This window comes from Mesorhizobium sp. M3A.F.Ca.ET.080.04.2.1 (assembly GCF_003952525.1).
Classification (GTDB): domain Bacteria; phylum Pseudomonadota; class Alphaproteobacteria; order Rhizobiales; family Rhizobiaceae; genus Mesorhizobium.
Map to the genome: position 1 here is coordinate 4159373 of NZ_CP034451.1, position 12166 is coordinate 4171538.

Annotated in this window: 12 protein-coding genes; 6 read left to right on the forward strand and 6 right to left on the reverse strand. The window is 63.1% G+C overall.

The features are described from left to right. The first annotated feature begins 31 nt into the window (after positions 1-31). The 4 genes from EJ074_RS19790 to EJ074_RS19805 all read left to right on the forward strand — a co-directional run bounded on the left by EJ074_RS19790 (position 32) and on the right by EJ074_RS19805 (position 2510). The gene (locus tag EJ074_RS19790; RefSeq protein WP_095804716.1) at positions 32-355 is read left to right on the forward strand and encodes a metalloregulator ArsR/SmtB family transcription factor; all 324 of its coding nucleotides are present in this window, start codon (positions 32-34) and stop codon (positions 353-355) included. 203 nt (positions 356-558) lie between these two features. Continuing rightward, on the forward strand, positions 559-1308 hold the full coding sequence (locus tag EJ074_RS19795; protein ID WP_095804715.1) for a YebC/PmpR family DNA-binding transcriptional regulator: 750 nt from the start codon (positions 559-561) through the stop codon (positions 1306-1308). Positions 1309-1401: 93 nt separating this feature from the next. Beyond that, positions 1402-2187 carry an RDD family protein gene (locus tag EJ074_RS19800; RefSeq protein ID WP_095804714.1) on the forward strand — a complete coding sequence of 262 codons (786 nt, stop codon included), beginning with the start codon at positions 1402-1404 and terminating at the stop codon, positions 2185-2187. Continuing rightward, complete coding sequence (locus EJ074_RS19805; protein ID WP_095804713.1) at positions 2184-2510, forward strand: SelT/SelW/SelH family protein; 327 nt, start codon at positions 2184-2186, stop codon at positions 2508-2510. Before EJ074_RS19800 ends, EJ074_RS19805 begins: the two co-directional genes overlap by 4 nt. Before the next feature lie 136 nt (positions 2511-2646). Here the strand turns inward: EJ074_RS19805 and rpmE are convergent, their stop codons facing one another. Continuing rightward, positions 2647-2868: a 50S ribosomal protein L31 gene (rpmE, locus tag EJ074_RS19810; RefSeq protein ID WP_095804712.1), complete on the reverse strand. Its 222-nt coding sequence runs from the start codon at positions 2866-2868 to the stop codon at positions 2647-2649. Between the two features lie 205 nt (positions 2869-3073). On the opposite strand from rpmE, the gene EJ074_RS19815 reads away from it, so the two are divergent. Next, the gene (locus EJ074_RS19815; RefSeq protein ID WP_095804949.1) at positions 3074-4876 is read left to right on the forward strand and encodes an ABC transporter transmembrane domain-containing protein; all 1803 of its coding nucleotides are present in this window, start codon (positions 3074-3076) and stop codon (positions 4874-4876) included. Between the two features lie 32 nt (positions 4877-4908). Here the strand turns inward: EJ074_RS19815 and EJ074_RS19820 are convergent, their stop codons facing one another. Both EJ074_RS19820 and EJ074_RS19825 read right to left on the reverse strand, forming a co-directional pair. Next, on the reverse strand, positions 4909-6897 hold the full coding sequence (locus EJ074_RS19820) for a DUF3857 domain-containing transglutaminase family protein (RefSeq protein WP_165349978.1): 1989 nt from the start codon (positions 6895-6897) through the stop codon (positions 4909-4911). Between the two features lie 214 nt (positions 6898-7111). Further along, a complete protein-coding gene (locus EJ074_RS19825) occupies positions 7112-8596 on the reverse strand; it encodes a carboxypeptidase M32 (protein WP_095804710.1) in 1485 nt (494 codons plus the stop codon). A gap of 147 nt (positions 8597-8743) precedes the next feature. Here EJ074_RS19825 and EJ074_RS19830 point away from each other — a divergent pair, with 147 nt between their 5' ends. Next, entirely contained in the window at positions 8744-9097 is a 354-nt protein-coding gene (locus EJ074_RS19830) for a DUF1304 domain-containing protein (RefSeq protein ID WP_095804709.1), read from the forward strand. A 128-nt stretch (positions 9098-9225) separates the two neighbouring features. Here the strand turns inward: EJ074_RS19830 and EJ074_RS19835 are convergent, their stop codons facing one another. The 3 genes from EJ074_RS19835 to EJ074_RS19845 form a co-directional block, all read right to left on the reverse strand. Beyond that, positions 9226-9651: a hypothetical protein gene (locus EJ074_RS19835; RefSeq protein WP_095804708.1), complete on the reverse strand. Its 426-nt coding sequence runs from the start codon at positions 9649-9651 to the stop codon at positions 9226-9228. A 352-nt stretch (positions 9652-10003) separates the two neighbouring features. After that, positions 10004-11032: a peptidoglycan -binding protein gene (locus tag EJ074_RS19840; protein ID WP_095804707.1), complete on the reverse strand. Its 1029-nt coding sequence runs from the start codon at positions 11030-11032 to the stop codon at positions 10004-10006. Position 11033: 1 nt separating this feature from the next. Then, on the reverse strand, positions 11034-12056 hold the full coding sequence (locus tag EJ074_RS19845) for a MotA/TolQ/ExbB proton channel family protein (protein WP_095804706.1): 1023 nt from the start codon (positions 12054-12056) through the stop codon (positions 11034-11036). Between the last annotated feature and the right edge of the window lie 110 nt (positions 12057-12166).

The following is a 12166-nucleotide window of genomic DNA, read 5'->3' on the forward strand; positions in this document are numbered from 1 at the left end:
TTGCCCCCACGATATGTTATAAAAAGATAACATGTCAACCCGCGCCGGAGATGATCATGTTTTCAAGGCCTTGGCGCATCCGCGCCGGCGCGAGCTGCTCGATCGCCTGAAGGATCAACCGCAGACCACCGGCGCGCTCTGCGAGGCGTTCCCCGATATGGACCGCTGCACGGTGATGATGCATCTCAAGGTGCTGGAGCAGGCTGACCTGGTCGTGGCGCGGCGTGAGGGACGCGAGCGCTGGAACCATCTCAACGCTCTGCCGATCAAGCAGATCCATGATCGCTGGATCAGCCAGTATGCCGGCCACGCGATCAGCATCCTCGACCGGCTCAAGTCGGATCTGGAAGGCTGATGGCTTGAGCGTCGCGGCGGCGAAACGGCGCGGCTGGACGAATTGAGCCGATTTATCTATAAGCCGGCCATTCCGACAGAGAGCGCCGCGCGCCTTCAAAGGCATGGCCCGGGCGTTCTGAAAATTGAATTCGAGCATGTCGCGGATGACGAGGTGATGGCACCTCGCATGCGAATGCTCTAGCCGAACGCGACAGGGGTGCCATGGCTGGCCATTCACAGTTCAAGAACATCATGCACCGCAAGGGCCGCCAGGACGCGGTGCGGTCGAAAATGTTTTCAAAGCTGGCGCGCGAAATCACCGTAGCCGCCAAGACCGGCACCCCGGATCCGGCGATGAATCCACGGTTGCGCCTTGCCGTGCAAAACGCCAAAGCGGTGTCGATGCCGAAGGACAACATCCAGCGCGCCATCAACAAGGCTTCCGCCGGCGATGCCGAAAACTACGAGGCCGTGCGCTACGAAGGCTACGGCCCGGGCGGCGTGGCGCTGATCGTCGAGGTGCTGACCGACAACCGCAACCGCTCCGCCTCCAACGTGCGCGCCGCCTTCACCAAGGCCGGCGGTGCGCTCGGCGAGACCGGCTCGGTCTCCTTCATGTGGGATCGCATCGGCGAGATCTATTATCCGGTCGCGGCCGGCAGTGCCGACAAGGTCATGGAAGCGGCGATCGAAGCCGGCGCCGACGATGTCGAGTCCGACGAGGAAGGCCATACCATCTACTGCAGCTTCGAGAATCTCGGCGAAGTGTCGAAGTCGCTCGAAGCGTCGCTCGGCGAGGCGGAATCGGTGAAGCCGATCTGGCGGCCGCAGAACAACGTGCCGGTCGACGAAGAGCGGGCGCAATCGCTGATGAAGCTGGTCGCCACGCTTGAGGACGATGACGACGTGCAGAGCGTCTATGCCAATTTCGAGGTCGACGAAGAGACGATGGCCAAGCTCAGCGCGGCTTGAGTCTCAGACTGTCACGCGGAAATATATTCAAATGCCATAGCCAAGAACTCTCCGCCCAACGTATAAGTTCGTGTGTTATCGTTGGGAGGGGTGATGATTGGCGAAGGGGTTCAATTTGCCGATGCGTTGGATTGGCCTCGCCGAGGTGGTTTCTGGCGACGGTGTTTCGCGTCTCTAATCGATTATCTTGTCGTTCTGATACCTGTTTATTCGGTGGTAGCAAGTTTTTTTCTGCTGACCGACGGTGGGGTGAATGGCCACTTCTGGCTCAACTGGAGAATATGTAGCTCCGCGACGGTGCACGGAAATCCATCGCTTGAAGCTTACAATTGGCAGGTCTGCAGAACATCTATCTTCGGTTTCCCGGTTACCGAATGGGCAGTTGGCACGCCCATAGATACCCAATCGAGCGCGGCTGAGGCCGTTTCACTCGATCTTGATTCGAAAGGCAATTTTCGACCTGCCGCATTGGATCTGGGCTTCCTCGAATTGCCCATCCTGGCGCTCTACCTTCTTGCCATGGAGATGGCCGCCGGCCAGTCGGTCGGCAAGCGTGCTTTGTCGCTTGTCGTGCATGATGAATACGATTGGCATAGAACCGGCCTGTCCGTGCGAAAAGCGGTTCGTCGACAAGTGATAAAGTTTCTGGGCGTCGTCCCCGTCACCCTGACTGGGGCGTGGTTTGCTTTCCAGACCTGGGGGAGCATTCCTGGACCTGCGCCGAGCTATTCCAAGGTGGAAATTGTATGCGCGTTCGCCGCATTTGCTTTAGCGTTGATCTGGCCGGTGTGGATTGGGCTATCGATTGCCTCGGGTAACGACCCGATACACGATAGACTAGCCGACACGACCGTCCGCATCAGCGAGACTAACGCATGACCCCATTGGAAAAGCCTCGGATCGTCATAACCTACTGCACGCAATGCCAGTGGCTGCTGCGTGCCGGCTGGATGGCGCAGGAACTGCTCTCGACCTTCGGCGCCGATCTCGGCGAAGTGACACTGGTGCCGGGCACCGGGGGCATCTTCACCATTTCCTGCAATGAGGTGCTTATCTGGGATCGCAAGCGCGACGGCGGCTTTCCGGATGCGGCGAAGCTGAAGCAGCTGGTCCGCGATGTCATCGACCCGGATCGCGATCTCGGCCATGCCGACCGCAAGGGCCACACGTCAAAAGAGCAGACGAAAGAAGGCTCTGCCTGAGGCGAATTCTTCACCTTAGTCCACGGATCGGCGGCCGAGGCTAGGGCTTGAGCAGTCGCTGGCTATGGTTTGAGACCTGCAACAAAAAACCCGCCTCGAAGGCGGGTTTTTGATCTGCGACAAAGCAGAGAAAGTCTTAAAGGCCGAAACCTTCGAAGCGCTTCTTGAACTTGGACAGGCGGCCGCCGCGGTCGAGCAGGGTCTGCTGGCCGCCGGTCCAGGCCGGGTGCGTGGTCGGGTCGATGTCGAGGTTCATCGTATCGCCTTCCTTGCCCCAGGTGGAGCGGGTGGTGTACTCGGTGCCGTCGGTCATGACGACCTTGATGGTGTGGTAGTCGGGATGAATATCGGCCTTCATTGTCGTGTTCCTGGCTTGCCGGCGCCGGTGACGGGCCAATGGCCTGCGTCGATGCGCCCCTTTTTAAAACTCGAAGCCGCAGCTATTGGAAAGCCACGGCTTCTAAAACGGTCGGCGAGCCTATACATCAGCCGGAATTGAATCACAAGGCCGCGGTAAGCGCATATTGAAGCGCAAAACCAGCAAGCGGCCGGAGGAAGCGCCCATGGCGGATATCGACGGCAGTGCAGACGCGCGCAGGCGATCGATCCGGCCGCTGAGAAGCCTCTTTCCCTATGTCACGCGCTACCGGAAACTGGCGGTCGGCGCCCTGATCTCGCTGAGCGTGGCGGCAGCGACGACGCTGGCCTTGCCGATGGCCGTGCGGCGCATGATCGATCACGGCTTCCAGGCGGCGAGCTCCAGCTTCATCGCCGAGTATTTCGCGGCGCTCGTGGTGATGGCGGCCCTGCTCGCTGCGGCGTCCGCCAGCCGCTACTATTTCGTCATCACGCTCGGCGAGCGGGTCGTCGCCGATATTCGTCGCGACGTTTTCGCCCATGTCACGACCCTTTCGCCGGCCTTTTTCGACCGCGCGCAGTCGGGCGAAATCGTGTCGCGGCTTGCCGCCGACACCACGCAGGTGAAATCGGCGGTCGGCGCCACCGCCTCGGTGGCGCTGCGCAATCTCATTCTCGGGCTCGGCGCCGTCGGCATGATGGTTTTCACCAGCCCGAAACTTTCCGGCCTGGTGCTGGCCGCCATCCCGCTGATCGTGCTGCCGCTCGTCGCTTTCGGTCGGTCGGTGCGCCGCAAGTCGCGCCAGGCGCAGGATACGCTGGCGGAGGCGACCGCCTATGCCAGCGAGCAGATCGGCGCGGTGCGCACGCTGCAGGCCTTCACCAACGAGAAGCTGGTCACCGACCGCTTCTCGGCGGCGGTCGAAGCTGCCTTCGACGCGGCGCGCACCTCCGTCTTCGCCCGTTCCTTCCTCACCTTCTTTGCCATCTTCATGATCTTCTCCTCGGTGGTGGCGGTGCTCTGGTTCGGCTCGCGCGACGTGCTTGTCGGCACGATGTCGGCCGGCACGCTTGGCCAGTTCCTGCTCTATTCGGTGTTCGCGGCCGGCGCGCTCGGCGCGCTGTCGGAGGTCTGGAGCGAGCTGTCGCAGGCGGCGGGCGCCGCCGAACGGCTGACCGAGATTCTCGCCGAGCGCCCGGCGATCCAGTCGCCGGTCGATCCCCAGCCGCTGCCGGCCGTCGCCAGAGGCGCAATCGGCTTCGAGGACGTCTCTTTCTCCTATCCGGCGCGTCCGGACAGGGCTGCCGTGCATGGCCTGAGTTTCCAGGTGAAGCCCGGCGAGACCGTGGCGATCGTCGGGCCTTCGGGTGCGGGAAAAAGCACCGTCTTTTCACTGATCCTGCGCTTCTACGATCCCGAGAGCGGCCGCATCGTCATCGATGGCGTCGATGTGCGCGGGGCGGACCCCGCCGCGGTTCGCGAACGCATCGCGATCGTGCCGCAGGACGTCACCGTCTTCGCCGCCAGCGTCCGCGACAATATCGGTTTCGGCCGGCCGGGCGCCGGCGATGCCGAGATCGAGGCGGCCGCCAAGGCAGCGCTCGCCGACGAGTTCATTCGCAAGCTCGACAGAGGGTACGACAGCCAGGTCGGCGAACGGGGCGTGACGCTCTCCGGTGGCCAGCGCCAGCGCGTGGCCATCGCCCGCGCCATCCTGCGCGACGCACCGATCCTGCTGCTCGACGAGGCGACGTCGGCGCTCGATGCCGAAAGCGAGACGCTGGTGCAGACGGCGCTCGAACGGCTGATGCGCGGCCGCACCACCATCGTCATCGCTCACCGGCTGGCGACGGTGCTCAAGGCCGACCGCATTCTCGTGATGGAAGGCGGGCGCATCGTCGAGGAAGGCACCCACCAAAGCCTCGTCGCCAAGGGCGGCATCTATGCGCGGCTCGCCAAGCTGCAGTTCGAGACCGGTGCAAACGCCTTCCAGGGCGCGGCGGAATAGCACCAGCCTTCTCGGCAGGAGCTGCCGTGCGGCTATCTGCGCCGGAAGGCCATGAAAAGCGGCACGCCTATGAAGATCGAGACCAGCAGCACCCCGGTTATGACCTGTTGTTGCGACCTGTCAGGATCGCTGCTTAGCGGATCTGCGGGCGCATCCTGGTAGGTGAAGTCGTATGTCCAGTCGATGTTGTCGCCGACGTCCTTGACCGACCTCAGGTAGTCGGTGATTTCCTTGGCCGGCACCTGCGTCGCCAACGTCCGGAAATCCCACTGCACCTCGAAAGTTGTCGGTGTATTGCTCCATGACGACTTCAGCGAGAGATAGGGCGTGACGACACTCTTCATCTCCCCGCCGGAAAACCTCGCCCTCAGATTGCTCACCGTCACGCTGTGCCTGCGATAGACCGGCGATCCCAGCGACACGGGTCCGGCGCGATCCACCACGGTCGGGGTCGGCAGGTCGGTGCCGAGGTCGGCCGCCTTGAGCGAGAAGTTCTTGGCGAGATCGTTGGCCGCGAGCGCTTCAGCCGGCAGCCGATAGCTCTCCCGTATGTTGATGATGTCGCCGTCACGATTGTCGAAGATTTCCAGCTTTGCCGCGCTTTCGATGCCGGGGTAGCGCTTGGTGTAGTATTTCAGGTAGGCGTCGGACAGTTCGCTGACCGACCGGCTGGCGAGCTTGCTGCGCATGTAGTCGGCGTCGGCGCCCTCATGGGTCGACAGCACCGACAGCGTCAACTGGCCACCAGGCTTGTCGGGAAAGGAAAACTCCTCGGCAACCTTGATACTTGGGCTTTTAAGCTCCCGACTGGGCATCTTCTCCAACTCGCCAGTGCCAAAGACCGGCAAGGCGAAACCGTAGTCCGGCTGTGGGAAATTGCTGGCGTCGCCGCCCTGCAGGTAATTGGTGGCGTCGAGCCAGTACGTCTTGGCCCCGATCGTCGTCTTGACGATGGCATGGTCGAAGTTGCGCAACGCCGGCAGGTGCTGGTCCAGCGCCCGCCCGTGGTCAAGGTCGGCCAGCGCGACCTGGGCCGAAACACCCAGCCGCGCGAGCGCCGAGGTCAGCAGCAGCGCCTTGTCCTTGCAGTCGCCGAAGCCGCTCTGGATGACCATCGCCGGATCTCGCGGAATGTACGACCCGGAGCCTATCGAGAGGCTGACATAGCGTATCTCGTCCTGGACGAGGCGCATCGCCTGGATCATCCGATCCTCTGGCAGAGGGTGCCTGGCCGCGATCTCGTCGAGCTTGGCGGCAAAGGCGGGCGGAAAGGCCGTCGCCGGTTTGTAGTAAGGCTGAACGGCGTCGATCACGCTTTGCCAACTGGCGGTGGACGAGACGTCGATCGATCCCCAGGCCGGGAAATCCGTCGGCACGTTCTCCTCCACCTTGACAGGCTTCGGATTGGCAATCTGCCAAAGATAGACGGAGTCCGTTCCCGAGGCGGAGATGGTGGGCTTGATCTCGGTGCCTCGCGGCTTGATCGCGAGCGGCTGCGAGGCCGGCCAGGTGATGCTGGTGCGGATCAGCCCCACCGGGTCTTCCCACTCGGTGGAGAAGCTGTAGAAGAACAGGCCTTTGCCGACGAGCGGTGTGATCTCATAGGTCTCGCCGTAGTCGACTATGTCGCCGACACGCACGTCGTCAATGTTGACATGAGCGGTCAGCCAGCCGTCATAGACGCCCTTCTCGGCGTCCTTCTCCTGCCGGAAAATGTCGAACTTTACGTCATCGAGCCGGTCCAGCACGGCGCCGTCGCGGATGATGCGCAGATGGTTGAGCGTGACCTTGTGTCTCGACGGATCGAACTCGAGGTCGATGCTCGCGCCCTGCTCAAGACCGGGACGGTCGACAATTCTGTAGACCGTGCGCGAATAGTCGTCATAGCCATAGTCGCGATGGATGATCTGCTCATCCGCTAGCAGCCAGGATATCCCGTTCTTGATCTGATCGGCCCGCGCCGGATCGGCCACCGGGACATCGACCGACTTGATCCAGCCCGCCTCCGGTCCTTTGAGCACGATCTCATCAGCACCGGCTGGAAGGATCGGAGCGGCCAGTACGGCCAAAATCACAACGAGGCAACGGAACGGCGCAACCTGACGAAAACTGCCACCCACCAACATTCAAGCCCACTGAAGCAAGGAACGCCCTTTGTCAGAGTCTTTCCCGCCAAAGTAAAGGGTCGATAACGCATCTTTCGCGCCGGTCGGCCTGGTGGTTCGCGAAGCCGCTTCAGTCGCCGTAGCGCCTGCGCAGATGTTGGGTGAAATAGGCGGCGTTGAGCTTCTCGCCGGTGGCGCGTTCGAGCAGGTCGGGTGTCGACCAGCGCGAGCCCTGCGACCAGATCTTGTCGCGGCGCCAATCGTTGATGGCGCTGAAATCGCCTTTCGCGAGATCCTCATCCGCCGACGGGTGCTGACTGGTCAGGGCGGCCCATTGCTGCGCCGCCATCATGGCGCCCAGCGTGTAGGACGGAAAATAGCCGAAGGCGGCACTGGGCCAGTGCACGTCCTGCATCGGCCCATCGGCCGGGTTGTCGATGGTCGACAGGCCGAGATAGTCGCGCATCCTGGCGTCCCAAGCCTCGGGCAGGTCGGCGGCCTCCAGCCGGCCGGAGACCAGTTCCTGCTCGAGCTCGTAACGCAGGATGACATGCAGCGGATAGGTGACCTCGTCGGCATCGACCCGGATCAGCCCGCGCTCGACATGGTGGACATGCGGCAGGATATCGTCGAGCGACCAGGCTTCGCCAAGATGCTTTTCGACCGCCGGCAAAGCCCAGCGCCAGAAGCCGGGGTTGCGGCCGATCTGCTTTTCGACGAACAGGCTCTGGCTCTCATGCACGGCCATGCCGCGCGCCTTGCCGAGCGGCCAGTGCGACCAGGCTTTCGGAAGGTTCTGCTCGTAGAGCGCGTGGCCGGTTTCGTGCAGCACGCCCATCAGCGCGGACAGGAAATCGGAGGTCTTGTAGCGGGTGGTGATGCGCACATCGCTCGGCACCCCGCCGCAGAATGGATGGTGCGACACCGACAGCGAGCCGTGGGTGAGGTCGAAACCGACCGCCGTCATCATCGCGAGGCCGAGCTCGTGCTGTCTGTCGATTGCGTAGCTGCCGGAGAGCGGCTTCAGCGGATGCTTCGCCAGCCGGGCGTCCTGCACGGCCAGCGCATGCGGCAGGAAATCCTTCAGGAATACCTTCAGCTCGGCAAACACCGGCGTGATGTCGGCGGCGCGATTGCCGGGGTCGTATTGTTCCATCAGCGAGTCATAAGGGTCCAGACCAAGCACGTCGGCGCGCAGAGCCGCTTCTTCACGGACCAGCGCCACAATGCCTTCCAGCGCCGGCAGGAAGCCGGCCCAGTCGTTCTTGGCGCGCAGATCGCGCCAGAGCTGCTCGGAGCGCATGCGCGCCGTCGTCTGCCGCTCGACGAATTCGACCGGCAGGCAGGTCAGGTTGGTGTATTGCCGGCGCAGTTCCGTGACCGCCGCCTGCTGTTCCTCGTTCAGCGGCTCTGCCTCGGCAGCGGCGATCCAGTCGGCGATCTCCGGCGCCGTCGCGCGGGCGTGCAGCATGCCGGCAAGCGCCGACATGGCCTCGGCGCGTTTCTCGCCGCCGCCGACCGCCATGTGGGTCGCCTCGTCGGCACCGAGGATGGCAAGCGCGTGCTCCAGCGCTTCGAGCTTGCGGCCGAGATCGTCGAGTTTCTGGAAAGACATGATGGATCCCAACTGGAAATTGGCTGGCGGGAAAAGATACCAATGCACAGAGCTTGGCAACCCTGATCGCAGCGGTTCGGATCAGGCCGTCTTGCCTGGCCATGGCGATGCGTGATCAATGCTTCAACCGGAGGCGCGGAGGAGACAATGATCGGCAGTATCCTGGTCGGGCTGGTGGCTTTGATCCATTGCTGCATCGTCTATCTGGAGATAGTGCTTTGGGACACGCCGCGCGGCCACAAGGCATTCAAGCTGAAGCCGGATTTCGCCAGCGCCTCAAAAGTACTCGCCGCCAACCAGGGGCTCTATAACGGCTTTCTCGCTGCCGGCCTGATCTGGGGACTCTATCTCGGCGCCGCCGGGTTCCAGATCGAGATCTTCTTCCTGCTTAGCGTTGCCGTCGCCGGCCTCTACGGCGCGGCGACCGTCAGCCGGAAGATTCTCCTCATCCAGACGGTGCCGGCGGTGCTCGCAATCGTCGCCCTGTGGCTGGGTTGGTGACAAAAAAGGACGCCCATGGGGCCAGGTCCCTCGGGCGTCAGGTGGTCCCTTCCGTTCCTCCGAAGAGTTGCTCTTGCTCTGGCGGCAGTTCCGGACGGAAGGCCGCTTCACACTTTTCCTGGAATTGCTCAGCCGTTCGGGTAGTGACCGCCGTCGGCGCCATCGCCCATCAGGAAGCTGCTGCCGGTATCGAGCATCAGCTTTTGGTCGACATTGTCGAGCCGGCGCAACAGGTCGTGATATTGCGCGGCAGGGATTCTGCCATGATCCGAAGCAGCGACCTTCTCGGCTGCCAGGCTGATGTGATTGGCACGCATGCGCAGCGACTGCGCCTCGGCGGCCGAGATGGTGTTGGCTTCCCGTGCCTCCTTGATGCCCTGGTCGACGCCTTGAATCTGATCGATGAGGCTGGTCACACGCGGCCCGGTGAGGTCGGTCGGCTCGGTCGCGTCGAGCGCGCCCTTGTGATGCCCAGCGGCATAGGCGCCGGCAAGCGGAGCGGCGACAAGGAACGCGGCGATGGTTGCAGTCTTGAGAGATGCTGAAGTGCGCATGACGGCGCCTCCTTTTGCTGGGAAGTGAGCGGCCCTGCCGCTTCGCCTTCCGACCGTTTGGGCCGTCCGGTTCCGTCGCGTCGCGATGGGAGGCATCGCCGGCGGTTCTCGGCCCGCACGGCAAATTAGGAGTGCCCGCGCAGGATGTGTAATTAAAAAAAGATAATGTTTTCAGGCCTTGCCGGCAGCCTGTTGCGCCCTAGAGTTGCGCCGGCGAACAAATTCGCGTGAACTCGCGTGATGTTGATGCGTGTCGCAATCCTTCAGATTCGCTGCATGCGTCTTAGGGTTTTGATTCCACGCATGTCTTTGTCCCGAGGCCGGTTCCCACTTTCGCGAGACATGCTTCACATCAACGTTCGGTGAGCTTCAGTTCGATGCGCCGGTTCTTGCTGCGCGCTTCGTCCGTGTCGGCCGGATCGAGCGGCTGGAACTCGCCGAAGCCGGCGGCGACCAGCCGGTTGGCCGGCACGCCGTTCTCGATCAGGAACTTCACCACCGAGGTCGCGCGCGCCGTCGACAATTCCCAATTGTCGCGATAGCGGCCGGTGCCCGACAGCGGCTTGTTGTCGGTGTGGCCGTCGACGCGCAGCACCCAGTTGATCTCCGGCGGGATCTCTTTCTGCAATTCGATGATGGCGTCGGCCAGCTTCTTCATCTCGACCTTGCCGGCATCGTTGATCACCTCGGAACCGGTCGGGAACAGCACCTCGGACTGGAAGACGAAGCGGTCGCCGACGATGCGGATGTTTTCACGGTCGGCGAGGATTTCGCGCAGGCGGCCGAAGAAGTCCGACCGGTAGCGGTTGAGTTCCTGCACGCGCTGCGCAAGCGCCACGTTCAGGCGGCGGCCGAGATCGGCGATCTTGGTGTTGGAGTCGCGGTCGCGCTGTTCGGAGACGTTGAGCGCGTCCTCGAGCGCGCCGATCTGCTTGCGCAGTGCCGCGATCTGCTGGTTCAGGATCTCGACCTGGCTCAGCGCCTGCTGGCTGATCTGGCGCTGGTTGCTGAGTTCGCCGGACAGAGCTTCCGCGCGCTGATTGGCGGCATCGCCGGCGCCGGCGCCCTGCGCCAGCAATTGCTGCAGACGGCTCTTTTCAGCTTCGGCCGCCGACAGCGAGGCTTGCAGGTTGGCGAGCGAGTCTTCCTTGTCCTGCGTGTTCGAACGCTCCAGCGCCAGCAGTTGGGTCAATTCGTTGATTTGCGAATTCAGCCGGTTGAGAACCGCGTCCTTGCCGGAAATCTCGCGGCTGAGCAGGAACTGCGCCAGCACGAAGACGGTGAGCAGGAACATGATCGCGAGCAGCAGCGTCGACAGCGCGTCGACGAAACCCGGCCAATAGTCGATGCGGCGATCGGCGCGCCGCCTTGCCAGCGCCACGTCAGTGGACCCCTTGCTTCTTCAGCGCGTCGGCGATCTTCTCCAGCGTGTTGCGCATGGCCTTCTGCTCGTCGGACTGGGCCTCGACCCAGTCGCGCATGATCTGCTGCTCGGAACGCATGTTCTTGACCAGGCCGGAGATGCCGTCGGCGAGATTGGCCATGGCGGTGGCCACGCGGGGGTTGGAGCCGCCGCCATTTTCCTGCAGGCTGCGCAGCCGCTCCGACAGCACGCGAATTTCCTCGGACGGCTCGGTCCGGGCCGGATGGTCGGAGACGACGATGTCGGATGAAAGATCGGTGACCGAGGACAGCCAGTTTTCGAGCTCGGTGTAGAAGCGAGTCTGGGCTCGGCCGGCCTGCAGGTCGAGGAAACCGAGCACCAGCGAGCCCGAAAGACCGAACAGCGAGGACGAGAAGGCGGTGCCCATGCCGGCGAGCGGCGCCGACAGGCCCTGCTTCAGCGCGTCGAGCACGGCGGCCGCGTCTCCCGTGCCGGGGTCGAGCGCCTCGATGGTCTCGCGGATCGAGGCGATGGTGTTGAGCAGGCCCCAAAAGGTGCCGAGCAGGCCGAGGAACACCAGCAGGCCGACCAGGTAGCGCGAGGTGTCGCGGGTCTCGTCGAGGCGGGTGGCGATCGAATCGAGCATGGTGCGCATCGACGAGGTCGAAAACGCCATCGACGACGAGCGGCCGATCATCGCCTTCATCGGGGCCAGCAGGACGGGCTCGGTGGTCTCCGAGCCGGCACGGAAGGAATTGACCCAGCGCACCTCGCGAAAGAGCCGGCCGACCTGGACGAAGGCAAGCAGGATGCCGATGCCGAGCACACCGACGATCAGTCCATTGAGTCCGGGATTGGAGCCGAAGGCGCTCGAGATCTGGCGGGTCAGGATGGCGGCGATGAAGGCGACGATGACCAGGAAGATCACCATGGTCAGCAGGAAGACCTGCGGGCTCGATAGCTTGTGCGGATCATAGACCAGGACATCCGAGCGCCTGCCGAAGGATCTGAGAAAAGCCATCCGTGCCCCGTTTCCGATGCCACCGCCGCAGAATTCACGCGACTCTAAACGGAATTGTGACCAAATTGAATGGCGCTTGGCAATATGGCCAGCGCCGGTCGCCTCGACGC